18 protein-coding genes are annotated in these 26,301 nt (G+C 47.3%); 15 read left to right on the top strand and 3 right to left on the bottom strand.

Annotated features, from left to right (window positions below):
* Positions 1 to 40: 40 nt before the first annotated feature.
* Together MHI25_RS25935 and MHI25_RS25930 are read left to right on the top strand one after the other, a co-directional pair.
* A complete protein-coding gene (locus tag MHI25_RS25935; RefSeq protein ID WP_249267754.1) occupies positions 41 to 1,399 on the top strand; it encodes a TrkH family potassium uptake protein in 1,359 nt (452 codons plus the stop codon).
* Between the two features lie 13 nt (positions 1,400 to 1,412).
* Positions 1,413 to 2,084 (top strand): TrkA family potassium uptake protein, encoded by a 672-nt coding sequence (locus MHI25_RS25930; RefSeq protein WP_036679808.1) that lies wholly within the window; start codon positions 1,413 to 1,415, stop codon positions 2,082 to 2,084.
* Positions 2,085 to 2,621: 537 nt separating this feature from the next.
* Here MHI25_RS25930 and MHI25_RS25925 read toward each other — a convergent pair.
* Positions 2,622 to 3,524: a LysR family transcriptional regulator gene (locus MHI25_RS25925; protein WP_036679806.1), complete on the bottom strand. Its 903-nt coding sequence runs from the start codon at positions 3,522 to 3,524 to the stop codon at positions 2,622 to 2,624.
* 402 nt (positions 3,525 to 3,926) lie between these two features.
* Between MHI25_RS25925 and MHI25_RS25920 the strand changes: the two genes are divergently transcribed.
* The 7 genes from MHI25_RS25920 to MHI25_RS25890 all read left to right on the top strand — a co-directional run bounded on the left by MHI25_RS25920 (position 3,927) and on the right by MHI25_RS25890 (position 10,733).
* Positions 3,927 to 4,592 carry a succinate dehydrogenase cytochrome b558 subunit gene (locus MHI25_RS25920; protein ID WP_036679804.1) on the top strand — a complete coding sequence of 222 codons (666 nt, stop codon included), beginning with the start codon at positions 3,927 to 3,929 and terminating at the stop codon, positions 4,590 to 4,592.
* Positions 4,593 to 4,637: 45 nt separating this feature from the next.
* Positions 4,638 to 6,380, top strand: coding sequence for a succinate dehydrogenase flavoprotein subunit (sdhA, locus tag MHI25_RS25915; RefSeq protein WP_076127961.1), 1,743 nt, complete (start codon positions 4,638 to 4,640; stop codon positions 6,378 to 6,380).
* A gap of 75 nt (positions 6,381 to 6,455) precedes the next feature.
* Positions 6,456 to 7,220, top strand: a complete 765-nt coding sequence (gene sdhB, locus MHI25_RS25910) for a succinate dehydrogenase iron-sulfur subunit (RefSeq protein WP_036679800.1) — start codon at positions 6,456 to 6,458, stop codon at positions 7,218 to 7,220.
* 211 nt (positions 7,221 to 7,431) lie between these two features.
* The gene (locus MHI25_RS25905; RefSeq protein ID WP_340394586.1) at positions 7,432 to 8,223 is read left to right on the top strand and encodes a DUF3891 family protein; all 792 of its coding nucleotides are present in this window, start codon (positions 7,432 to 7,434) and stop codon (positions 8,221 to 8,223) included.
* A gap of 57 nt (positions 8,224 to 8,280) precedes the next feature.
* The gene (locus tag MHI25_RS25900; protein ID WP_340394585.1) at positions 8,281 to 9,210 is read left to right on the top strand and encodes a metallophosphoesterase; all 930 of its coding nucleotides are present in this window, start codon (positions 8,281 to 8,283) and stop codon (positions 9,208 to 9,210) included.
* 38 nt (positions 9,211 to 9,248) lie between these two features.
* Positions 9,249 to 9,791 carry a GNAT family N-acetyltransferase gene (locus MHI25_RS25895; protein WP_076184756.1) on the top strand — a complete coding sequence of 181 codons (543 nt, stop codon included), beginning with the start codon at positions 9,249 to 9,251 and terminating at the stop codon, positions 9,789 to 9,791.
* A gap of 210 nt (positions 9,792 to 10,001) precedes the next feature.
* Entirely contained in the window at positions 10,002 to 10,733 is a 732-nt protein-coding gene (locus MHI25_RS25890) for an NADPH-dependent oxidoreductase (RefSeq protein ID WP_254847707.1), read from the top strand.
* Between the two features lie 143 nt (positions 10,734 to 10,876).
* Here the strand turns inward: MHI25_RS25890 and MHI25_RS25885 are convergent, their stop codons facing one another.
* Both MHI25_RS25885 and MHI25_RS25880 read right to left on the bottom strand, forming a co-directional pair.
* Positions 10,877 to 11,686: a histidinol-phosphatase gene (locus MHI25_RS25885; RefSeq protein WP_076193295.1), complete on the bottom strand. Its 810-nt coding sequence runs from the start codon at positions 11,684 to 11,686 to the stop codon at positions 10,877 to 10,879.
* 71 nt (positions 11,687 to 11,757) lie between these two features.
* Positions 11,758 to 12,660: a LysR family transcriptional regulator gene (locus MHI25_RS25880; RefSeq protein WP_038573173.1), complete on the bottom strand. Its 903-nt coding sequence runs from the start codon at positions 12,658 to 12,660 to the stop codon at positions 11,758 to 11,760.
* 254 nt (positions 12,661 to 12,914) lie between these two features.
* Here MHI25_RS25880 and MHI25_RS25875 point away from each other — a divergent pair, with 254 nt between their 5' ends.
* From MHI25_RS25875 to MHI25_RS25850, 6 genes are all read left to right on the top strand, one after another.
* Positions 12,915 to 13,370 carry a chemotaxis protein CheX gene (locus MHI25_RS25875; protein ID WP_036679793.1) on the top strand — a complete coding sequence of 152 codons (456 nt, stop codon included), beginning with the start codon at positions 12,915 to 12,917 and terminating at the stop codon, positions 13,368 to 13,370.
* A 28-nt stretch (positions 13,371 to 13,398) separates the two neighbouring features.
* Complete coding sequence (locus tag MHI25_RS25870; protein ID WP_076141978.1) at positions 13,399 to 14,175, top strand: SDR family oxidoreductase; 777 nt, start codon at positions 13,399 to 13,401, stop codon at positions 14,173 to 14,175.
* Between the two features lie 97 nt (positions 14,176 to 14,272).
* Positions 14,273 to 15,781 carry a DEAD/DEAH box helicase gene (locus MHI25_RS25865; protein ID WP_076184753.1) on the top strand — a complete coding sequence of 503 codons (1,509 nt, stop codon included), beginning with the start codon at positions 14,273 to 14,275 and terminating at the stop codon, positions 15,779 to 15,781.
* The gene (locus tag MHI25_RS25860) at positions 15,778 to 16,524 is read left to right on the top strand and encodes an ABC transporter ATP-binding protein (RefSeq protein ID WP_036679788.1); all 747 of its coding nucleotides are present in this window, start codon (positions 15,778 to 15,780) and stop codon (positions 16,522 to 16,524) included. The genes MHI25_RS25865 and MHI25_RS25860 overlap by 4 nt, the downstream gene beginning before the upstream one ends.
* Before the next feature lies 1 nt (position 16,525).
* Positions 16,526 to 17,746, top strand: a complete 1,221-nt coding sequence (locus MHI25_RS25855; protein ID WP_340394584.1) for an ABC transporter permease — start codon at positions 16,526 to 16,528, stop codon at positions 17,744 to 17,746.
* Positions 17,747 to 18,007: 261 nt separating this feature from the next.
* Complete coding sequence (locus MHI25_RS25850) at positions 18,008 to 25,852, top strand: glycoside hydrolase family 3 N-terminal domain-containing protein (protein ID WP_340394583.1); 7,845 nt, start codon at positions 18,008 to 18,010, stop codon at positions 25,850 to 25,852.
* The last annotated feature ends 449 nt before the right edge of the window (positions 25,853 to 26,301 follow it).

Raw genomic sequence — 26,301 nt, 5'->3', positions numbered from 1 at the left:
TGCTTTTTTTGTTGGAATTTTTGATAAGAAGGTGAGCAAAGTGGCTTCACAGTTTCGCAGGATTTCTGAATTTAAGTTTCTGAAGCTCTCGCCGCCGCAGATACTGGTGCTTGGTTTTGCATCGATCATTCTGATAGGGGCCCTGCTGCTTATGCTGCCCATCTCAAGCACAAGCGGGAATTCCGTGGAATTTATTGATGCATTATTTACTTCAACGTCGGCAACCTGTGTTACAGGGCTTGTTGTGCTGGATACCGGAACTTCGTTCACGATTTTTGGGAAAACCGTAATTATGATCCTGATCCAGATCGGCGGCTTAGGTTTTATGACCATGGCCACTCTATTTTCACTGGTGTTAAAGCGTAAAATATCTTTGCGGGACAGGCTAATCCTACAGGAAGCCATGAATCAAGGCTCTATGGAAGGAATTGTGCGACTGATCCGGAGAGTCCTCATATATTCTCTTGTCATAGAAGGCTGTGCCGCTGTGCTGTTGTCTATTCGCTGGGCTTTTGATATGCCGTTGGGAAAAGCGATTTATTATGGCATATTTCATGCGGTGTCTATGTTTAATAATGCGGGGTTCGATATTTTTGGGGATTTTCGCAGTTTAACTGATTATGTATATGATCCGCTTGTGAATATTATTGTGATGTTTCTGATTGTCTCCGGCGGGATTGGTTTTATTGTAATGTCAGATCTGGTGGAGTTTCGGGTAACCCGCAGGCTGTCTCTACATAGTAAAGTTGTCTTGTCCACCAGCACAGGGCTGATTCTGATCGGAGCTTTGGTTATTTTTATATTTGAGTTTACTAACACTCGTACCCTGGGTTCACTGAATTTCGGCGGTAAAATATTATCGGCCTTCTTTCAATCCGTGTCTCCCCGTACGGCTGGCGCGAACACAGTAGATATTGCTGGACTTCGGCAGGCTACACAATTTTTTATAGTGATTCTTATGTTTATTGGTGCTTCTCCGGGCTCAACGGGCGGGGGGATTAAGACAACAACCTTTACGATGATGATTGGTGCTGTAATTGCTATGCTGCGTGGACGGGAAGATGTTGTGTTGTTCCGTTATCGGCTGGCTCAAGAGCGCATCTACAAGGCATTAACGATCACGCTGCTGGCTTTGTTGTTAATCGCCTCTGTGTCGATGATACTCTCCACAACTGAAGACAGTAATTTCTTGGCAATCTTGTTTGAGACGACCTCCGCCTTTGCTACGGTAGGACTGACTATGGGGCTAACTCCGGAACTGTCAGCGATCGGTAAGATTCTACTCTGTCTGACGATGTTTGCAGGTCGGCTAGGTCCACTAACCTTAGCGTATGCACTCGGTCCCAAACAGGGTAAACCACTGTATAAGTATCCGGAAGGTAAAATAATTATTGGATAGGAGTTAATTAGAAATGAAAGCACAGCAATTTGTAGTAATCGGCTTAGGTCGCTTCGGTTCAAGCCTGGCGCTTGAGCTGATGGAAATGGGCTACGAGGTGCTCGGCATTGACCACCATGAAGAACGCGTGGAGGAAATGAGCGATCAGCTGACGCATACGGTAGTAGCAGATGCTACAGATGAGGGAATTATGCGCTCGCTTGGTGTACGGAACTTTGATTGTGGGATTGTTGCGATTGGTGACAATATGGAGAGAAGCATTCTGGCGGCCATTTTGTTGAAGGAGATTGGAGTCAAGCAAGTGGTGGCTAAGGCAATCTCTATCCTTCATGGCCGCGCACTGTCGCGGCTGGGGGTTGATCGGGTTATTTTTCCGGAGCGGGATATGGGGATTCGTGTGGCACATCAGCTGGTGACGCCCAATTTGCTGGATTATATTGAACTGTCCAAGGATTATAAAATTGTCGAGCTGACCGTACCGTCCTGCATGAACGGCAGAAGCTTGTCTGATTTAAATACAAGAGCTAAATATGGCTGCAGTATTGTTGCCCTAAATAGGGAAAGCGGAATAATCGTCGCTCCAACTGCCCATGATTATTTGAGTGAAGGCGATGTTATGGTACTCATTGGTCCTAATGAAAGTATTGACCGTTTTGAGAGTGAAGTTGTGAACCAAGAATCATAGGAAAAGAAGCTGACTCAAAAGTAGTGAATTCTACTTGGGGGCAGCTTCTTTTTTATGGAGTAAAGAGTAGGAAACGTATTGGATTTTAATATGCCATATGACTATGGACCATGCGTAGTGTTCTATAATGTTGGTTTGGTCGGTGCGCGACTTGCTAGGTGTGGTTATCGTACGGCTTGCAATTAGATGATTTGTGGTATCTGTGACGGTGAAATATGTGTGGCGAAAAGCGATATGTGTTCTTTGTTTGTGCGATGTACAGAGTGGGTTTTAAACTAGTTGGGGAAAAACTCCCTGAAAATAGCCACTATTCGCTCTAAATGAACGACATTAGGGAATTCCTCCCTAATAAACAGAGGGATTCCTTTATTAGTTACTGAATCGGCCGAAAATTAGGGAAGTTTTCCCTAATTTTAAGTCTGCTGAACAGAAATCTCTGAACTTCAGGGAGAAATTCCCTAATTACGCTATAAGTACTTCACTTATTGCCTCATTTGGAGATCACTAGGTGCGCCCCTTGATTCATTTGGTCCGGCTTTACTGCTCACGTTCTGTCAGAAACATCTCTTCGGTAACTTGCACCAGACTGCGAGCCGCCGTGCTCATGCTTCCATCGTCACGGTAGATCAGGCAGGTGGTCCGTTGAGTCTGTTCCAGCTCCTTGATATGTAAGGACACCAGCCCGCCGCCGTTCAGCAGCTCTGGACGCAGATAAGACTTTGGCAGCAACGCAGCCGCTTTGACAGTCGGAAGCAGCCGTACGATGGCTTCGAAGGAGTCAATCTCCATGCGCACATCGGGATCAATCCCGCAGCGCTGGAATAGATCGTCCGTCAGACGCCGGTACCAGGTCCCCTTTGAGAAGAGAATCATAGGCAGCCGGGATAGATTATCCATGGTTAGCTTGGAAGATAAATTTAAAGGATGCTGCTCTGAGACGACTAGTCGCAGTTGATCCTCAAATAGAGAAATGCAGCGCAACCCAGGTTCTTGAATAGAGGAAGCGATCAGACCTACATCTGATTTTCCCTCACTAACTGAGGATACGATCTCATGCGTTCGGCCTGTGATCAGCTTCAGCTCTGCGGTCGGATATTTGTCCATATAAGCGTTTACCAGCGGCGGAAGCGTGGTCTGCAGGGAGGTAAGACTAGCCCCCAAGGTGACAAGCCTTGGCTCCCCCTCTTTGAATTTGGAAAGAGCCTCCAGAAACTTCGAACGCTGCTGCCGTTGTTCAAGCGCATAGGAATAAGTGAGACGCCCAACCTCGGTTAACTCCAGTCGTTTGCCATAACGATTAAACAGTGCGACCCCCAGACGTTCCTCGAGTTTAGAAATTTTGCGAGACAAGGCGGGCTGGGATAGATTGAGCTGGCGTGAGGCCCGGTTTAAGCTGGAATGTTCCACAACTGCTGCAAAAACATCTAAATCGTCAAACATAATTGAGTTCCTCTCCTAATGCGATGTACGATCAGTAGTGATGAAATTCATAGCCGTAAGAGTAACTGTTCTTATTACATAAGGGAAATCAGGTTATGTCGGAAAATGTTGTTTTGCTAAATGAGAATTATTATCATATAAAATCTATTCTTATGCGTTTATTGTATAACGTTTAATAATTAGATTGCAATTCCCTTATAAGCGAAAAAAGAGTAACATGAAAAGTGACACAAGATATTCACATTTTGTGAAAAATAAAACTAAGTCCGGTAAACTCTAGGATAACAGTAAATTAAGGAATTATGTCATTGGATTGTCAACGTTATCCTGTGTCAAATGTAGTTCCGGCGGTGAATACCCATTAATGAAAACGCTGTTTTAATCGGAAAGGGGTTACTTTGTATGAAAGGATTTTATTCCAGAAAGATTCATTCCTTGCTAGGCGTTATCCCACTTGGAGCCTTCTTCATTGAGCACATGATGACGAATTTTGCGGCTGTAGAGGGTGGCGCTTCCGGTTTCACTGACAGCGTGTTATGGCTGAACAGCCTGCCGCTCGTCTTCTTCCTGGAATTGTTCGGTATATGGCTTCCTCTGCTGTACCATGGGGTATACGGACTTTATATTGCGTATCAATCCAAGCCGAACTTGAACCGTTTCAACATTGAAAGAAACTGGCGTTATACCCTGCAACGGATTACAGGTATTGTTACCTTCATCTTTATCGTCTGGCACTTGTTCCAAACACGGGTTCAGGTGGCGGTGGGTAATGTGGAGCACGAAGAATTAGGCGGTCTGATGCATGATATCGTGACTCAGCCACTTCTGCTGACACTGTATATTATCGGTATCGTTGCTGCATGCTTCCACTTCTCGAACGGTCTCTGGTCTTTCTTGATCAGCTGGGGAATTACCGTAGGTCCACGTGCACAGCGGGTATCTTCTTACCTCTGTCTTGGCATATTTGTATTAGTAACTTTCATGTTCCTGATTTCGCTGGTTACTTTCCGTGACAGTGAATTTCAAACTGCAGCAACCATTGCCCAGTCCATAAAGACCTTCATTTAATTTAAGAATCCTTTCTGATATTTTCGATAAAAGGAGTGAACTATCATGGCAACATCCGATATCATTATCGTGGGCGGCGGCCTGGCCGGCCTGATGGCTACCATCAAGGCAGCGGAAGCTGGTGCGCATGTCCATTTATTCTCATTAGTTCCTGTAAAAAGATCACACTCCGTATGTGCGCAAGGCGGCATCAATGGCGCTGTAAATACCAAAGGTGAGGGCGACTCCCCTTGGGAGCATTTTGACGACACCGTCTATGGCGGTGACTTTTTGGCGAATCAGCCGCCGGTTAAGGCGATGTGTGAAGCTGCGCCAGGTATCATTCACCTTATGGACCGGATGGGCGTTATGTTCAACCGCACACCGGAAGGTCTGCTCGACTTCCGTCGTTTCGGCGGAACGAAGCGGCACCGTACAGCTTTTGCCGGCGCGACTACAGGCCAACAGCTGCTGTACGCGTTGGATGAGCAGGTGCGCCGCTGGGAAGCTGAAGGTCTCGTAACTAAACGCGAGAACTGGGAGTTCCTTTCAGCTATCATCGACGACGAAGGTGTATGCCGCGGCATCAGTGCCCAAAATCTTAAGACGATGGAGATTGAGACTTTTCCTGCGGATGCTGTTATTTTAGCAAGCGGCGGGCCGGGTATTATTTTTGGCAAAACAACGAACTCCGTTATTAATACAGGGACAGCCGCAAGTGCGGTGTATCAACAGGGCGTACATTATGCCAACGGAGAATTTATCCAGATTCACCCAACGGCTATTCCGGGAGATGACAAGCTCCGCCTGATGTCGGAATCGGCACGTGGCGAGGGCGGCCGTATCTGGACTTATAAAGACGGGAAACCGTGGTATTTCCTCGAAGAAAAATATCCGTCCTACGGTAACTTGGTGCCGCGCGATATTGCTACACGTGAAATTTTTAATGTGTGTGTGGATCAAGGGCTGGGCATTAATGGCGAGAACATGGTGTATTTGGACCTCTCTCACAAGGATCCGAAAGAGCTGGACGTGAAGCTTGGCGGGATTATTGAAATTTACGAAAAATTCATGGGGGATGATCCCCGTAAAATACCAATGAAGATCTTCCCGGCTGTGCACTATTCTATGGGCGGCATGTGGGTTGATTACAATCAAATGACGAACGTTCCGGGTCTTTTTGCAGCCGGAGAATGTGAATATCAATATCACGGAGCGAACCGTCTAGGCGCCAACTCTCTGGTATCTGCTATTTACGGCGGTATGGTCGCAGGACCAAAGGCTGTTGAATACATTAAAGGCCTGAAGAAATCATCGCAGGATATCTCTTCTTCCGTATTCGATAGCTTCCACAAAAAGCAAACGGACAAATATGAGTCTCTATTGGCAATGTCAGGGACAGAGAATGCTTATGTGATTCACAAGGAACTGGGCGAATGGATGACCGCTAATATGACCGTGGTGCGGCACAATCCGAAGCTGGAAGCGACCATTGGCAAAATCAAAGAGCTTAAGGAGCGTTATCGCAAGATCAATATGAATGATGCATCGCGCTGGAATAACCAAGGTGTGGCCTTCACTCGCCAGCTCTGGAATATGCTGGAGCTGTCCGAAGCGATGACACTTGGAGCGCTTATGCGCAATGAGAGCCGTGGTGCACATTACAAACCGGAATTCCCGAATCGTAATGATGAGGAGTTCTTGAAGACCACAAAAGCAGCCTGGACTGCAGAGGGTCCACAAATCTCCTACGACGAAGTGGATGTCTCGCTGATTCCTCCACGGGTACGCGATTATTCGAAGGATTAATGCTTTCCAGAAACAGAATAGCTTGCGAGGCAAGCTTCATGAAATAAAATCAGGCAATTTTAGGAGGGAACCATTATGGCGGAAACAGCTGCAGCTCCCAAAAACGTAAAGTTTATCATCACCCGCCAGGACGATCCACAAAGTTCATCGTATGTCGAGGAATTTGAACTTCCTTATCGTCCAGGTATGAATGTGATCAGTGCTTTGATGGAAATTCAGCGTAACCCTGTGAATGCCAAAGGTGACAGCACAGTTCCCGTATGCTGGGATTCCAACTGTTTAGAAGAAGTGTGCGGAGCTTGCTCCATGGTGATTAATGGCAAACCCCGCCAAGCCTGCGCTGCACTTATAGACAATCTGGAGCAGCCTGTACGAATTGAGCCTATGAAGACATTTCCGGTGGTGCGTGACTTAGTCATTGACCGTACCCGGATGTTCAATGCGCTAAAACGGGTGAAAGCATGGATTCCGATTGACGGTACGTACGATCTTGGACCGGGACCGCGGATGCCGGAGAAAAAACGGCAGTGGGCCTATGAATTATCCAAATGTATGACCTGTGGCGTATGTTTGGAGGCTTGCCCGAATGTCAACGAAAAGACGGATTTCATCGGACCGGCAGCCATTTCTCAAGTACGTCTGTTCAATGCTCATCCTACAGGTGAAATGAACGCTGACGAAAGATTGGATGCTCTGATGGAGGATGGCGGGATCGATGGCTGTGGTAACTCACAGAACTGTGTACGCGCTTGTCCAAAGGGAATACCTCTTACGACATCCATTGCAGAAATTAACAAGCAAACAACGAAGCATATGTTCAAACGTTGGTTAGGTGTGTAATTAATAGTACCGCCAAATGTTTATCTATTGAGCTATCCTCAAAGTGGATTCCATTCGCTGGGGGGTAGCTTTTTTTATGTTGTTATGACTCTCTTATCTGCTTGTGGCGGGAAAGTCTTGCAGGGCTGGAGCAGGTTCAGAACATTGACCAATTTATGCTATAATATCCATTGTTAACGTAATGTTAGCTGTGGAACAAGGAGGAATAATCGTGATTTGTCGGGAGCAAGATGGAGCAATTGTAATGGTTAAGCAGCATGATCACGGGAAACTTGCCGGAGAGCTGGCCATTGGGTTCAAAGAGCAGCATGTGCCAACTGAAGGACGCCGGGAAGAGGTACTGTGGGCAGTAGCACAGCATGATAGGGGCTGGATTGATCTCGATGAGACCCCTTTCTGGAATGATGCGGAGCAAGCACCCTACACCTTTATTGATTTTCCTGTAGTGCCTAAGTTGACCTTTTATAAGCGTGGATTAGATGAGATCGAGGAACACACACCGTACGGAGCGTTGCTGTGCAGCTTGCATTTTGAACGGCTTATTAAGATAGCGGGACTCGATTATCCAGAACTTACTTTATATCAAGAACATGAAGAGGAACGCAGAGCACGTATCCATCGGGAACTTGAAGCTTCTAAGCCTATTGGGGAAGATGAGCTGTATTATGATGCCCGCCTTTTAGAATTCTGCGATGATCTGTCCTTGTATTTGGCCTTAAATGAGCCGGGGTGTCCGAAATCAGAGGAGCATCCATGGTGGCGTGAAGGGTTCTCAGGTACTGAAGATTTCAGTTTTACGTCAGGTCGTGTCATCACAGCGGAGTGGCAGGATAAGTCAACGTTAATGCTTGAACCGTTTCCTTTTGAAAAAACGCTGGAAGTAGCATTTATGCTGAGACGAGTTCAAAAATCAGAAATCGCAAAAAAAGGGATTGCACGCGCTTACAGCGAAACTCCGGAGAAAGAATACCGGATTGTTCTAACTGCCCGAAATAATATATAAGTTATTATTTGGACCATCTGTTTTTCGGGGAAAAGGTAAAGAAAGGAGAATCTCCCTATGAAGATACAATCGTCTGGGGCTTCTCCCAATAAGAATGGCGATAAGATCCACAAGGACACCTCTAAGGGGCATTCTGGTGGCGAGTCTACAATTACCCGCCGGCAGTTCCTGACTCGGGGTGCGGCTGCTGTAATCGGCGCAGGATTGCTTACAAGCGGATATGCATGGCAGGGGGAGCCAAACTGGATTGAGGTCACTAAGCTGGACTTGCGCTTCAAGGAGCTTCCTTCCGCTTTTTCAGGGATGAAGCTTGTTCATTTCAGTGATACGCATCTCGGATTTAATAAGGATGCCAGGGATCTGGCCCGGCTCGCTAAACATATAAGTAAAGCTGAACCGGATCTTATTTGCTTCACGGGTGACATTGTGGACAGCGATCCTGAGGATCTTGTTGAAGCCGTACCGGTGCTGGCAGCGTTAAGTGCGCCATTGGGTAAATTTGCGATATTAGGCAATCATGATTACAAGAATACTCAGCTGGTTACCGAGCTGCTGGAGTCTGCGGGCTTCCGGGTGCTAAGGAATAAATCCTACCTTCTAAAAAGAGGCGGGGCAGTTATGGCGGTTACGGGTCTGGATGATCTGTTACACGGTAAACCCGACCCAGCGAAAGCAATTGCTGGTGTTCCTGAAGGAACCTTTAACGTTCTTTTGATGCATGAGCCGGATTATGCGGATACCGCACAGGCCTATTCATTTGATCTACAGCTTTCCGGGCACAGTCATGGCGGACAAATTCGCCTGCCCTTTATAGGTGCGCCATTTACACCTTATGGATCACTTAAATACATAAATGGATTGTATTATACAGAAGACAAAGCCATGCCTGTGTATGTGAATAGAGGGTTTGGAGAGACATACATGCCTTTTCGGTTATTGTGTAGGCCAGAATTAACGGTTCTGACGCTGCATCGGTCCATGAGCTGATTAGGCTGGAATTTTAGCTGCACGGAAGGGGAGAGAAGATGAGCACCTATGGAGCAGTGTTGTTAGAGACACAACATGGTTTAGCGGTAGATCTGAGGCTGATCATGCCTGAGGATGTTTTAGCTTTGCGGCAGCTGCTCTCCCATCCAGATGTGCAGCGCCATATTCTAGTACGCTCCGGCCCTGGATCAGTATCTGCCCAGGTGGAGAAGCTGGTAAACCGGATGTTATTTGCCTTCGATCCTTGTGCGCTGCATGCCGGGATCTATTTAAAGGGGCAGCAGCGGTTGATCGGTATAGTGGCTTTGCAGAATTGGAACCGCCGTGAGGGCACAGCTACCTTAGGATATATGCTGGACCCGGCATGGTGGGGATGCGGGCTGGCGACGGAGGCCGTGGGTTTGTTTTTGAACTATAGTGTTCATACCCTTGGGATAACAAGGATCGAAGGACGCTGCACAGGAGATAATATTAGATCGGAACGTGTGATGCTCAAGAACGGTATGAAGCTGGAGCGGGTGATGCCCAAAGTCGGCTCCTTGGACGATGTAATGAAAGTATTCACATTGTTACACAAATGAAATAATGCCGTTATCAAACTCTAACAGTGTGCGGTTAAACTAAGTACATGACCCCCTTTTAAAAATATACTGCTTTGGGACCCGATGATTCGGGTCCATTTTTTTTGTTTGAAAAGAGTAGCGTAAGTGATTGGCAGTACCGAATCCGATCGTTTATGATTAACATACTATGGATTGGAATGACCAAGGAGGCCTAACATTTTGAATGAAGTGGTACAAACATTAAAAAATCATCGTTCTTTCCGGCAATATTCAAACCAGCCTGTGGAGCCAGAGAAGCTACAAACAATGATTGAATCGGCTCAAGCCGCACCGTCATGGGTTCATGGACAGCAGGTATCGATAATCGCCATCAAAGATCCTGCGCGTAAGCAGCAGCTTTCAGTTTTGTGCGGAAATCAGAAACATGTAGCGGCAGCACCGGTTTTTTTGGTGTTTTGCATGGATTTTTATAGAGCTAAAGTAGCTAGTGAGCTGGAAGGCAAGTCTTTTGAAGCCGTAAAAGATGTGGATGCGCTTTTGGTTGGAGCTACAGATGTGGGAATCTCATTGTCTAACGCGATTGCAGCGGCGGAATCCATGGGACTGGGCATCATTCCTATTGGAGGTGTACGCCGCAACACAGCAGGTGTGATTGAACTGCTGAAGCTGCCGGAGTACGTATTCCCTGTCGTCGGTCTCTGCGTGGGATACCCAGCGGAGGAGGTTTCTCAGAAGCCGCGGCTGCCGCTGGAAGCTATATTTCATGAGGAGCAATACAATCCGGATGTACAAGGCCTCCTGGAGGCATATAATCAAACCCACCGTGAATACTTGCAGCAGCAGGGGATGACGGAGAGAGATTGGACCAGTACGATTGCTCATTTTTATGAGATCAACCCGGAATATGGAGATGCGAAACGTACGCTGAAACAACAAGGTTTTAGCTGTGATAATCTGTAAATAAACAAAAAAATGCACCAAGCTGAGATTGGTTTAACGGAGGGTGAACCCTGCCCCTAAACCAATAACGCTTGGTGCATTATTTAATTTCTCGCTTTAACGCTTACCGTCCTTATAGGGACGTTGAAGGCGTTTAGGCTTGATTACAGAGAAACTTTGACTTTTTGGCGCTGCTTGTAATAAACCCAGTGTGTAAAGCCTATTGCTTTGAGCTGTGCAGCTACCGCATCACGATCCTCAGCGACCCGGGACGGCTTATGTGCATCCGAACCGAAACTAACCTCTACGCCAAAATGTAGTGCCCGCTCCAGAATATCTTCAGAGGGATACCAGCCGCCGACCAGCTTAGTTCCGCCTGAGGTATTGATTTCGATGGCCACGTCACATTCACTAATTACACGCAGACAATCGTCAATCGGCTGAGGTGCAGGAATTTCGGAAAAAGCAGGATAATTCCCCTTCATCGCATCAATATGCCCGAGTATTTGGAACATACCACTGCGTGCGGAATCAGCAATCAACCGGTAATATTCAGACTTCACGCGGATCTTCTCATTTTTGCTAAGGTTTTTCCAGCGCCCTTTGTTAAAAATGCTGACTCCACCAACACTATGTACCGATCCAATCACATAATCAAAAGGGTAGGCGGATAATGTTTTGCGGTATATCTCAGCATGTTCGGGGAAGTAATCTGATTCGATGCCTAACAGGACGTCGATAACGCCTTCGTACTCTTTTTTGAGGGAGAGAACATCATCTACATAATTAGCAAATTCGGATTTAGCCATTGCGATTTTGGGAAAAGCCTGATCGGATGGATCTCCGAAATAGGGAGTATGATCGGAAATACCTATAACGCCCAATCCAGCGGCAATCCCAGCTTCGATATAATCTCTAATCGTTCCGTCAGCATGGCCACAGCGGAAATGATGGGTGTGTAAATCAAATTTCATCAAGAACATCTCCTTTAAACAAGGTTATGCAATCAGCTCAGAAGTAATCGGTTCCACTTTGTGGGTGGGATTTATTCAGACCCGATAAATTGGGTTTCTGGCATGCCTTTAAGATCGCTTAGGAACTGCCTCATAGCAGAGTTTACGTATTTTCCTGATTTCGTGATCACACCAACAGGATGCGTGACCTCCAGCTCAATAATTGGCACAATTTTGAGAGTGCCGGCTCGAACCTCAGCGGTAACTGACTGCTTGGAAATAATGGCGGCGCCCAAATCGAGCTCGACCATCCGTTTCACTTCCTCGCTGCTGGTCAGCTCCATAATGACCTGAGGTTGAATGCCATGTTTGTTCAGAACCTCATCCGCAAATTTACGGCCCACTGTGTCTGGTGAGAGCAGAATCAGCGGGGTTTTGCTTAAGGCTTCTATCCCAGCGGTCTTCACTTGAGCGAGAGGGTGTCTGGGAGAGACCACCAGTTCGAAGGTATCATAATACAAAATGGAAGTAGACATGCCCGGGCTACGTCCAATTAAATAACCGATGCCGACATCAACAATGCCGTTTTCGACATGCTGATAAATTTGTGATGAGGACATAGAGGAAATTGATGTTTTGATATGGGGGAACTGGTCTTTAAAATAAGATAGAATACGCGGTAAAATTTGAATAGCGATTGAGGTAGTTGTGCCTAAAACTATATGACCTTGGGGATTTTCATCAAGATCTGCAAGCCGTTCCTTAAGTTCCTCGACAATCCTCACTATTTGTTCCGCATGCTCCAGAAAGACAGTCCCTCTATCCGTTAATGTAACAGGCTGGTTTCGGTCAACCAGCTGAGTCTTGAACTCTTCTTCAAGGCTCTTAATCTGTGCTGAAACCGCTGGTTGGGTCAGATTAAGCAGTTCTCCGGCCTTGCGAAAGCTCATCGTTTTGGAAATTGTTATTAGTGTCTCCAGCTGGCTGATGTTCATGGAATACCTCCTTTGGACCATCGAATTGGATGTGTAATTGCGTTAATATCTTACGTTCCACGTTGGCATTTGTTTAAATTATAGGAGATAATACCCGGCAGAGCAATGTTGCTGCGTAAACTATCTTGGGTTTGAATTCGACATATGCATTAATTTTTGCTGAATTGTGCCGATATATAAAGTATAATATATCCATATTGCTTGGGACTTTTGGTATATGACCAAAGCACGATAAAGGGGGAGACTAGACATTCATGAAAGCAGAAGTAATTAATCCGTTTCTAGAGTCTGCACGGACTGTTATAGAACAAGTAATTCAGGTCTCGCCTTCTACGGGGAGTTTAGGCATTAAAGAAATTGAACTGATCGATAATCATATATGGATTCAAGTAGGGATGACAGGCCAACTGAGCGGAAATATTATATTTGGTATTGCGGAGCAGGTAGCCTTGCGAATGGTATCGATTATGATGGGTGGCTTTGTGATCACCGAGATGGATGAGATGGGTCAAAGTGCAATTTCAGAGCTGAGCAATATGATCAGTGGGAATGCCAGTACCATTCTATATAATCAAGGTGTTTCGGTGGATATAAGTCCTCCTCAGATTATGAAGATGGAAAGCATGTCTTTTATGCCTCGTAAAGCGCTTAGTATTCCGTTGTTGATGGATGGGGTTGGAGAGATGGATATTCAGGTGATGATCTCTTAGGCAAGAGTTAGGAGCTGAAATACTTTTCATGGTACTCAAAGATAAGGTTGTTGTGATTACAGGAGCGTCCAGCGGCATTGGTGCATTAACGGCACAGATGCTTAGTAAAAAGGGGGCAATCCCTGTCCTGGTAGCACGTTCCGAAGCGAAGCTGAAAGAAACAGCGGCCGGTATCCCGGGCGTTTTTGGACTGTACACCTGTGACGTAACAGATGCTGAGGGTGTTCAGAAGACCTTCGCACAAATTTTGGAGGCATACGGCAGAATTGATATTTTGCTAAATAACGCAGGGTACGGCAAATTTGCTGCTTTTACAGAGATGGAGCCTCATGAATTTGACGATATGATGGATGTTAACTACATGGGGATTGTCCGGTGCACGAAGGCTGTTATTCCACATATGCTGGAGCGGGGAAGCGGCCAGATTGTAAATGTGGCTTCCATGGCAGGGAAGATAGGCACAGCCAAGTCCGTAGCCTATACGGCTACCAAACATGCTGTACTCGGATTCACAAATGCGCTCCGTCAGGAGCTGCGGAAGAGTGGAATTATCGTCTCGGCTGTGAACCCGGGGCCGATTGCCACCGATTTTTTCAAAACGGCTGACCCGTCTGGCAATTATGAGAAGAGTGTAGCCCGGATGATGATGACCCCAGAGCATGTATCTTCCAAGATCGTTAAGGTTATGGAGACCGGCAAAGAAGAGCTCGATCTTCCGGGTCTGGCAGGGTTTGGCATACGGCTTTACGGGCTGTTTCCTCGCCTGGCGGACAAGCTTACTTATAATGCGATGAACAGAAAATAGACCCTGTTGTCAGCTTTATTGGCCTTCCATTTGGTGGAGAGGCCTTTTTGGCATATAATGAAGATATTATCTCAAGCGAAAAGGATGAATTACACTTATGAATAAAGCTTCTTTTGCGGCTATCGGCATTCAGGAAGACCTCATTGCCCGGTTGTCGGAATTCGGCATTAACGCTCCATCCCCGGTACAAGAGCAAACAATACCGCTTCTACTAGAGGGAAGAGATGTTATTGCAGCTTCCCAGACTGGAACGGGTAAGACGCTGGCCTATCTATTGCCGCTGCTTCAAACGATTAATCCGGAGCAGAAGGTGGTCCAAAAGCTGGTGCTCGCCCCTACACAGGAGCTGGCGATGCAAATCTTACGCGAGGCGGAACGTTATGGTGAACAGCGCGGAATCCGAGTTATGGGTCTTATTGGCGGGGCCGCAATCAAACGCCAGATTGACAAGCTGCGTGAGCATCCACAGCTAGTTGTGGGAACACCTGGGCGGATCCGCGAGCTGATTGGACTTCGTAAATTGAAGATGCATGAAGTGAGTACTATTGTTCTGGATGAGGCGGACCAAATGTTCCAGCTTAGCGGAGCCGGCGAAGTCACAAAAATTGTCAGCAGTGCGCTGCGTTCACGCCAGCTTGTTATGCTGTCGGCAACGATCGGACCAGAGACGAAAGCGCTGGCTAATCGTGAAATGAAGAACCCGGCAGAGGTTGGGATTGCTCCAGGTGTAATGACTGCTGAAAGCTTGGAGCATCATTATGTTGTTGCTGAAGAGCGTAACAAAATGGACATGCTGCGCCGGGTGATTCGCCATTACAATCCCGATAAAGCGATTGTGTTCGTGAATGCTACAGATGATATTGCCGAGGTTGAGGCTAAGCTGAATCATCTTGGGCTTACTGCGGCAGCACTTTACGGAGATGCCGATAAGGTAACGCGCAGCAATGTATTAAAAGGTTTCCGGGAAGGCAAATTTCGTGTGCTTGTTGCCAGTGACGTAGCTGCCAGAGGACTGGATATTGAGAATCTTTCTTTGGTAGTTAGCTACGATCCGGCTTTTGATTCTGAACATTATGTACACCGTGCAGGCCGTACCGGACGGATGGGACGCCGCGGCTTATCTGTAACAATAGTTACAGAGCAACAGACCTTTATCATGCGGAAATTCGCCCGCGAATTGGATATTGCGCTTGAGGAGCGGGAGATGGTCGGTGGTAAGGTGCTTGCAGCAGATGAAGCACGCAGCGCTTTGCACAATGGACGGGGACGGAGTAATGAAGGCAGTGGGCAACGCCGTGATGGATCTGCTCCACGCAGCGGCAAGCCGCCTGTTAGCACATCTGGAGCCTCCAATGTTCAGTCGCCATCCGTTGGAGCAGGTACACCGCCTGCCAAAAGAATGGCTACGATTAACACAAGTGAAACAACAAGCGGAGAACAACAACGCGATTCACAGCGCAGCGCGAATCCTTCTGCGGGAGCACGCGGAGATGCGACTCCTGCACGGAGCAAACGCAGCAGCAATGCGGAACGTGAGAAGAACCGTAAAAATAAAGGAGCTCCAAAGTGGTTGAAAGACAAAACTCCGAGAGGTGACGGTCAATGAATAATGCTCCCGTATTGCAAATTACGGGTCTCAGTGGTGGGTACAGCCTGAATAAGCCAGTGCTGCATGATATTGCACTTCAGGTGCAGCCTGGCGAAATGGTTGGATTGATTGGTTTAAACGGAGCAGGAAAAAGTACGACGATGAAGCATATTCTAGGATTGATGTCGCCCCATAAGGGCGATATCACCGTACAGGGCAAGACGCGTGCTGAAGATCCCGTTGGATACAATAATGCGTTGTCTTTTGTACCGGAATCGCCGCTGCTGTATGACGAAATGACGGTTCGTGAGCATGTTGAATTTACTGCCAGAGCTTATGGGGTAGATCAAAAGGATTATGAATCCCGCACCTCGCATCTTGCCAAGCTGTTCCATATGGAGGATAAGATGGACACCCTGTCGACCCATCTATCCAAAGGGATGAAACAGAAGGTTATGATCATGTGCGCTTTCGTTGCACGACCTGCGTTATATGTCATCGATGAGCCTTTTTTAGGATTGGATCCGCTAGGGATCCGTTCCTTGCTTGATTTCATGATGGATCTGAAGAACTCTGGATCGTCGATTCTGTTAAGCTCTCATATTCTTTCCACAATAGAGAATTATTGCGACCGTTTTATTGTATTGCATAAAGGTAAGGTGATTGCACAGGGCACGCTGGCGGAAATAGCGGCAACTGCCGGGCATCAGGGGCTGACTTTGGAGCAGCTGTTCTACGAGCTGGTTCAGGGAGGGAAATAATATGGATTTGAAAGAGCTGCGGCGCACGCGGCGCGGTAGATTCATGGGAAGTATGCTTCCTTATGTGGGATATATCATTCAAAGCGGCGTAGCCATGGTCTTCCTGTTCGTGTTGATTGTCTTCTCTGCTTGGTATACATCGCTGCTACAAAATGTACCTGAAGGCATTCCCATTCGCTGGATTATGTTAGCATTACTGTTGCCTGCGACAGTGCATAGCGGCTTCCGAACCTATTTGCAGACCCCGGATACGATCTTTCTGCTGCCTCAGGGTCACCGCATGAAGGAATATTTTGCACCATCCTGGGTCAGTGGAAACGTGTGGAAGATCATTCGCTTGTTATTTGTACTGATCACCCTTTGGCCGTTGTACATACGTACAGATGATTCTCCCAAGCGACTTTTATTTACAGTGTTGATCCTGATTGCTGTGAAGCTGATCGCGAGTTATGGATTATGGAAAGAGATAGCTATGCTGTCACGTCCGATGGCAGGTGTGTATGCTTTCTTGCGCTGGGCAGTTGGAGGTTTGATTATTGCCGCTTGGTTGTGGCAGCCTGCCGGTCCGAGCCTGATATTTATGGTGTTATTGGCAGCAGCCTATCTTGCTGCACTGTCTGTGCCCGGACGTCACGCTGTGCCATGGGAAAGACTGATCGCCATGGAAAACAATCAAGGTGCACGTGCGCTGATGGTTCTGGGCTGGTTCGTGGATGTGCCGGGCCGTGAGCAACGGGTGTATTCCCGCCGTTATCTTTCCAAATGGGGCGCTAAGCTGCCTTGGCGCAAGGATACTGCTTATCGGTATCTGCTGACCAAAAGCTTTGCCCGGGGCGATATCTTTGGAATCATTATGCGGATATCGGTGCTGGCTCTGCTGCTGAATTGGTGGAACCGTGATAGTTACTTTGGCACCGGAATTTATTTGTTCTTCCTGTTTATCATTGGTGTTCAATTGTCGGCACTCCGCAAATTGCATAGCGAGTCTTTTTGGCTGACAGTGTATCCTTTTCCTGAAGGCAGTAAGGCGGACAACACAACACAATTTGTATTCCGTGCGCATCTGGTTGTGGCATTGATTCTTGGATTACCTTTCTTAGCTTCCATAGGTGACCGTCTGATGCCAGTGATCTTTACCTTAGCGGCAGGTATTGTGGTAGTCTTTCTGTTTAAAGGATACTTGTCCCGCAAAGCGGCACGATTGGATGACGACGATCTGTAAGGCAATTTCATATTCACAATAAAAAGGCTGTCTCACAGTAGAGAAATTCTACGAATGAGAGAGCCTTTTTTTGCTGGAAGCATAATTTGAGCGGGCAAGTCCTTAAATTTGCAAAAACGGAACAGAGTATTTAAAAAATGCTGTATGTCTTTTACCAGATGGCTCCAGCATAATAAGCCTGTATCTTACATCATGTATACGCTTCCATTTATAGGCGTAGTCATCCGTACCAACAAAACAGTATTGGGGGAGGATTCAGGCGTGAAAAGAAGATTATCAATATTCATGGTGGCGCTTTTACTATCATCCTTATTCTTGAATGTGCTTGAGGCGGGTATACCGCGGGCCGCAGCGGATGCCGCAGGAGTTCCAGTGTACTATGATCCCACAAAAAGTGTGGAGGAGCGCACTGCGGATCTATTATCCCGAATGACGCTGGAAGAGAAGATTGGGCAGATGGTTCAAGCAGAAAGAGCTGCCGTCACACCTGAGGAGGTACAGAAATATGCTCTTGGCTCTGTACTCAGCGGGGGAGGCTCATTCCCTAACGGAAAAGAAAGTGACAGCACTCGCGATAACTGGAGAAGTTTGATTGATAGTTATCAGGATGGTGCATTGTCTACCAGATTAGGCATTCCGCTGCTCTATGGGGTGGATGCGGTGCATGGACATAACAATGTCAAAGGCGCGACGCTTTTTCCGCATAATATTGGTCTAGGGGCTGCTAATGATCCCGCATTGACTGAGCTTATTGGTGCAGCTGCTGCTAAGGAAGTAGCCGCAACAGGAGCGAACTGGACGTTTGCCCCAACGATAGCCTCCCCTCATAATGCAAGATGGGGTAGAACCTATGAAGGTTTTAGTGATAATCAGGATATTTCAGCAGAACTAGGTGCGGCTTATGTGTTTGGTCTGCAAGGACGGACTGCTGCTGCATTGGCAGGGACAGATACAATCACGGCAACTGCAAAACATTATCTAGGTGAAGGTTATACGGATAATGGTGTAAATCAAGGCAACATCACTAAATATACCGAGCAAGAGATCATGGATAAGGATTTGAAAATTTATAAAGCAGCTGTAGACGCAGGGGTGCAGACGGTTATGGCCTCCTATCACAGCATCCAAGGTCTTAAAATGCATGCCCATAAACATTTGCTGACCGATGTTTTGAAGGGTGACAAGAAAAATGGCGGACTTGGCTTTACCGGTTTCGTTATCTCAGATTATAACGCTGTGCAGCAAATCACAGTGGATAGCGAAGGAAAAGCAGTTAGCGGGTTGAAGAACCAGCTGAATGTGTCCGTAAACGCCGGAGTCGATATGTTCATGATGCCGACCGTTTGGAAGGATACGATTAAGTACATCACAGAACTTGTAGGCGAAGGTAAAATCACTACGGAGCGCATAGATGATGCGGCAGAACGTATCCTGCATGTCAAAATCGCTTCAGGATTGTTCGAGCATCCCAAAAGCGATCCGGAGCTGTTGAGTGCTTTTGGCTCAGCAGAAAGCCGCAAATTAGCCCGCCAAGCTGTGGCGGAGTCGCTTGTTCTTTTGAAGAATGATGAGGTAAATGGAAGTCCAATTCTATCACAATTAAGCGGGATGGATAAAATATTCGTAGCGGGTAAAAACGCTAATAATATCGGTAACCAAGCCGGCGGCTGGTCGATCACTTGGCAAGGGAAGTCGGGCAATATAACTGAAGGCACGACGATCCTCGAAGGGATAAAGGAGGCTGTTCCTGCTTCTACAACGGTCACATATAACCTTAATGGGCGCGGGGCTGCGGGTTATGATGCGGCGATCGCTGTTATCGGTGAGACACCTTACGCCGAGACCGATGGCGACCGGACCAGCTTGAATCTGGATGAGCAGGATCTGGCGACACTTGCGAATATACGTGCTGCTGATCCTAATATTCCGCTTATCGTTGTACTGGTGTCTGGACGTCCAATGACGATAGCCAGCCAATTGGAAGATTGGGATGGGCTTGTGGCAGCTTGGCTACCAGGCACAGAGGGTGCTGGAGTAGCTGATGTGTTATTTGGTACTAAGGATTTTGTAGGCAAAAATCCGATTCGTTGGCCATTCACTTTGAACAATTATCCGGCAGACAATAACAGTACAAATGTGTTGTTCAAAACGGGATATGGCTTGACCAAAAATGAGAAAACACCAAAGCTTCCAACCGCTCCTGTCGATCCGGAAGCTCCAGAGATTCCTTCTCTGCCGATTCCCGGCAAAATTGAAGCAGAGGATTTTTTGAACAAAAGCGCAGGACTGCAAACTGAAAATACGCAGGATATAGGTGGCGGTCTCAATGTCGGCTATACCTCGGCTGGCCAGTGGCTCGAATATAACGTGAATGTGGCGCAAGCAGGTACGTATCAAGCCGATTTCCGCTATTCCGTTAATAGTGGCACTACAGGCGTCAATATCAAATCAGCAGAGGGAACTAAGCTAGGAACATTAAGCGTGACCTCAACAGGTGGCTGGCAGAATTGGCAGACGAAAGCTGTAGAAAATGTTGTGTTTAAGAAGGCAGGGTTGCAAAAGATCCGTCTGGAATTTACCGGTGGAGATATCAACCTGAACTGGGTAAGCTTCACTCGAACAGGTGATGTGCCTGTAGATCCATCGAATCCCGGAGATGGCGGGGAAAGCACTAAACATGTTATTAAGTCAGATGTAGTTAGCTCTTGGGTATCGAGTGAGCGAGATCCTTCCGATCGGAAGTGGTATTATGCTGACCGTTATCAAGAGGGTGATTTGAAGCTGGAAGAGCAGGCGAAGCTGGATATTGTGGTTCCCGACGTGAAGGCAGGTACAGAGCTCCATATTGATCCTGACCGGAAATATCAATCTATTCTAGGGATCGGTACCTCCATGGAGGAATCGACGGTCAATAATCTGGCGAAGATGTCTGCGGCGAAGCAGGAGGAATTGCTGCGGAAAATGATTGATCCTGTATCGGGGATCGGAATGAGTATGCTCCGGTTGACGATTGGGACGGCTGACTTTACAGATAAACAATTTTATACCTACGATGATATGCCTCCAGGACAAACCGACATTAATTTGGAGCATTTCTCCATCCAAAAGGATATTGACTACCATATCATCAGCACGGTTAAAAAAATTCAAAACATCAATCCGGATATTAAGTTTTTTGCCTCACCTTGGAGCCCGCCCGGTTGGATGAAGACTACAGACAGTATGATCAAAGGCCAAGTGAAGGATGAATATCTGCCTGTACTGGCCAAATATTATCTTAAGTTCGTACAGGAGTACGAGAAGCTGGGAATTACCTTTGAAGGTCTGACCTTGCAGAATGAACCTTTGCTGGAAATTGAATATCCAAGCACCAAAATGCCGTGGGAGCAAGAAGCCCAGCTGGCTAAACTGCTGCGGAAGGAATTAGATGAACATGGTTTCAAAGACGTGAAGCTGTGGACATTTGATCATAATCCTGGTGACACGATGGCCTATCCAGCACAAATCCTAGGCAATCCTGAATTAGGTGCCTACGATGCGGTGGACGGAACTGCTTTTCATGATTATGGCGGTGACCTTGGTCTGATGACCCAACTCCATAATCTCTATCCTGACAAAAATGTATATTTGACCGAACGCGCAGTCTGGGGTACCTCAGGCGCAGACCGCATTGCTCAATATTTCCGTAATTGGGCCCGCAGCTATAACTCCTGGGTAGCGATGCTGGACAGTGATATTGCCTCCCATCAGTGGACCGGAACGCCAGACCCAACCCCGATTGTGCAGGATTCGGGAGACCGTAACCATTACTGGCTGCTGCCAGAATATTATCTGATGGGCCAATATACAAAATTCGTTAAACCGGGGTACGTGCGGATTGATAGTGACTACGGCTCAAGCAGTACTGTAACGAACGTAGCTTTTGCTAGTCCAGATGGAAAAGAGATTGTGACGGTAGTAATCAACCAGACGTCGGATCCACAGCCGTTTAAATTGCTAGTGGACGGTGCGCAAATTAGTGCTGTGCTGCCGGCGAAATCAGTGGGCACTTATAGCTGGGAACGTCTGAATGGTATACAGGCGGTGCCGGGTGTAGTGAATGCTGTTGATTTTGAAGAAGCGCAAGGGGTTTACACTGTGAATGAGCAGGGTTATATTGGCGGGTTCTCGCCAGACGCATCGTCCACCTTCGACTATGTGATTGATGTTAAAGAGAGCGGTGAATATTCACTTCAATTTAAGCATGCCGCTCAATTCAGCGATGGCGCCGGAAAATCGGTGGAGATTAGTGAAGATGGTAAGGTCATTGCTACGCTTCCAATTGTGCAGCAGACGGAGAGTCTGACCGATTTTGCAGATTATCAATCCTTGATCTCTCTGAACAAGGGCATTCACAAGCTCACCTTGAAGACGAACGGGAACGGTTATAATATCCGTTCATTAGCTTTACGCCAAGCGCCTTCCGGATCACATGAGCTTCCTGCTGTGCTTCAAGGGCAAGACTACACGACAGCTTCAGGTGTATTAGTAACGGGTGGTGCAGTGGGTTATACTGACCCCGGCGATTGGGTGAAGTACAAGATTAATGTACCTGCCAGCGGTACCTACCCACTCCTGATCTCCTATGCTACTAATCAGGATGATGCAGAGCTGGAACTGCTGACGGGAGAGGATGGAGTAACGGTAACGGCAGCTACTTATGCTTTGACGAAGACGGGGGGATGGTCCAATTGGCAAATAGCTAATGGAACGGTAACCTTGCCTGCCGGGGAGCAGACGCTGACCATGAAAGTAAATGGAGCAGGATTTCATCTGCAGTCGCTTACGATCGGCCCCGCGCTTCAATCGGAGACTGCTCTGGTAGAAGGAAATGAGGAGGGTGCAGAAGTTATCGTCAAGCTAGTAAATGACAAATATGCACCTGAACTGGACACCGCTTATTGGTCTATTGAAGGTTACGAAGGTACAGTTGTCAATAGCGTATACCGGGTGGATGATTATACAGCGAAGGTCGTATTAGCGGGTACGCGAATTATTGATTTCGACACGGATCGTATTCTTACGGTTACCGCTGATGTGTATCAGACAGAATCAAATCAGTCTTTTGACAGCGTACATGTTCTGAAATTGCCTCTTATAGTTACAGCAATCAACGACGAAGAGAGCATCAGTCTTTCTCCGAGCACGCTTCCTTATCAAGTGAACGGGAATGAATTGGTAGTCAGCCTTTCAGGAGGGACATTTAATCCTGATGCCATTCAGAGCATTTCTGTCTCGGGCCCAGGTAAGGATCAGGGGCATGTAAGTATTGGGGCAGCTGCCTTACTTGACCCTACCCATGTGAAGCTGACGCTGGCCTGGAATGATCATACCCCGTATTATAGTGATTTGCAGCTTGCCGTGAATGTGCCTGCAAATGCTTATGCCGATTCAAGTGGTGGCGGCGTGCTGCGTGCGGAGGTTAAGCTCTTAGGAACAACTAGTGCTACAGCACCTATAGAAGTCACAAGCTTGAACGCACTGGATCAATTCTACCAGCTGCAAGGGATCACAGTCAGCGGCCAAGGCAGTGGAGCGAAGCTGACCGGCATTGATGCTGGAGACAGCATCGATTACTGGGTAAATGTGCCGCAGGATGGAAACTATGCTTTTACGCTTACCGTAACTTCCGCGAATGGTGCTCCTAAGGGCATTATTTATAAAACGGAGGATGGGAAGACATTAAGAACCGTTGATGTGCCGAATCTTTACTCGCAAACCGTTGGCATACGCACCGTTCTTCAATTGAAGGCGGGTGAACAGAAGCTGCGCCTGCAAGCTGGATCAGCAGGATACGAGCTCAGTGGTATTCAAATAGAACCTTATACTGAAGAAATCATGGATGGCGCTGGTTCTTTAAAGGTGGAAGCCGAGAATTATTACGATGCTACACCCAATGGAATTCAGAGTACCATGACTGGCGGTGTGCTGGACTTTAGAAATGTAGGGTTTACCGTTGCAGGGGGTTCCATGGATTATGTCCTTGATATTACTGAAGCCGGATTTTATAAAATCGTATATCGGTATGCTACAGCACAAGGCGGGGTAAGCACTACGTTATCTGTAAAGGGTACAAAACTCTCAACAGTGCCTATGCCTACTACAGGTGGATGGTCGAATTACACGCTGGCGAGTGGTGTCGTACAACTTGCGCAAGGAAAACTGGTAGTACGGATGAGCTTCAATAATGACGGTGCCAATCTAGATTGGTTTACGCTGGAACGGACGGAAGAAGGAGAGCAGCCGATTCATTCAAAGGTTTCCTTACCCGTTTCTTCTTTGAAACCGGGAGCTTACAGCGGATTACAAACGATCAGCCTTACTACAGCGACATCAGGAGCAGAGATTCATTACACAACCGATGGGTCATTGCCTACAGCAGACAGTCCACTTTATACCGGAACTATTGACGCAGCAGGAGTCACAGTTCTTCGTACGATAGCGGTAAAAGAGGGCATGGAGAACAGTTTTGTAGCTCCATTCACATATGTGATCAGCGGAGTGGTTGATATGAAAACGGTGTCTGCACCGCAGGCTGATCCTGCCGGGGGAACTTATACAGGGCAGGTTGCCGTGAAGTTAACTACAGCTACAGCTGGAGCGTCTATTCACTACACGTTGGATGGCACTGTACCTACAGCAGCCAGCGAACTGTATAGTGGAGTGATTTATGTAGGCAAGAGCAAGACGATTAAGGCGATTGCTGTAAAAGAGGGCTGGAAGCCAAGTGATATTTCCAGTTTTGAATATATTGTTTCTGCGGATAAACCTGATCCAACACCTACACCAACAGCAACGCCTGAACCAACCCCAAGTCCAACCATTGAACCGACTACTCGGCCAACGACAGCACCAACTTCCGGAAGCGGGGGTACCACAGGTGGTGGCAACAGCGGAACAACAGGGGGGAATTCAAGCGGAAATGCAGGCAGTGTAACCGGCAGCACCATCCTTACAGCAACACCAGTGCTGAACAGTAATACCGGTGCGGCGAGAGCAAGTGTAGACCTGGAGAGCTTGAAAAAGGCTGCTACAGCAGGCTTAAGTGGAGCAACTTCAGCGGTTACTGTTGATATACCGGCAGTAGCTACAGCTAAGGGTTATGAGCTGCAATTGCCAAACGTTATAATCTTTGCAGATGATAAGACTTCATTGGTCGTTCATACTGAATTTGGTGTGCTGGAGCTGCCAGGTAGTCTGCTGAAACAAGCGGCAAAAGAGGCAGGAACCCCTTGGGTAATTACGATAACCAAGGTGGATTCAGATTCTCGTCCAGAATTTAAACTGAGCGTAACTATCAATGGCAAGGAAGCCGTATGGAACAGTCCTGACATGCGGGTTAAGGTGTCCCTACCGTATATTCCACGATCAGAAGAACGTGGTAAAGAAGGACATATAACGATTCATAGTCTGAATCCGTTGGGGATTCTAACGGTTGTTCCAAGTGGCAGATATATCGCTGCTACAGGGATGGTTTCCTTTACAGGAATTCTCTCTGGTATGTACAGTATCACCTTTACGGAGAAGACATTCCGGGATATCGGTAAATTTGAGTGGGCCCGCAATGCGATTGAGGTGCTTGGCTCCAAAGGCATCATCAACGGAATGACAGAGGATCAATTTGTGCCTCAAGCGGAAGTGAAGCGGGGAGATTTTGTGCTCCTGCTTATAAAAGCGCTTGGCTTGGAAGGCGTTAGTGCAGAAAGCTTCACAGATGTGCAGCCTGGCGATTACAGATATGAAGCGTTGGCTATAGCGAAGCAGTTGGGGATCGCCACTGGTCGTCCAGATGGAAGCTTTGATCCTAACGCTTCTGTTACGCGGCAGGAAATGATGACATTGGCTGCAAAAGCGATTGCAGCAGCCGGCAGACAGCTTCCAGCCGGCAACGGAGCTTCAATGACCCGTTTCACGGATAGCCAGCAAGTATCAGCGTTTGCACGTGACAGTGTGGCAGCACTAATACGTGCTGGCCTGATCAAGGGAGACGGCTTGCGGATTCATCCACAAGGTGTTACCACCCGTGCAGAGGCAGCGGTTTTGATCTACAACCTGTACAATCTGTAATACATCAGCTGTAAAGATACTTTAAGCTTTTGGGCTGTCGCAGCCGTAGATTTTCTACGTTTGCGACAGCCTTTTTAAGGTGTGGTTTGGATCTACATTAAGCCCGCACCTCCGCCGCCGATCATAATTATCCCCTGAGGCTTACGGACCCAGTTGACGTTATTTGCAAATCTACAACCTTTATCGGGGAAGTTCGGACACCAGTGGCGTTATTCCCTATGAAGAGGTTCATATTTGGGGTTTGGCATGCCAATAACGGCTTTGGGGTCCGTAAGTGAGTAAAATATGGGATTATACTGCCTTTAGGGTCTGCGGTGTCCGATAGCTGCTTTTGTGCGGGCAAATGTGATCTGAGGTAACAAAGGTTGGTGCGGTTGGTGCTAAGAACAAGGTGGAATTTTAAAAAAAAGACGCAGACGTCACAGCAGCCATTATCATGACCTACTGGA

Source organism: Paenibacillus sp. FSL E2-0177, from assembly GCF_037992975.1.
In the GTDB taxonomy this organism is placed as follows: domain Bacteria; phylum Bacillota; class Bacilli; order Paenibacillales; family Paenibacillaceae; genus Paenibacillus_AQ; species Paenibacillus_AQ odorifer.
The sequence above is the reverse complement of the archived record's forward strand: the minus strand, read 5'-3'. Positions and strand labels throughout refer to the sequence as shown.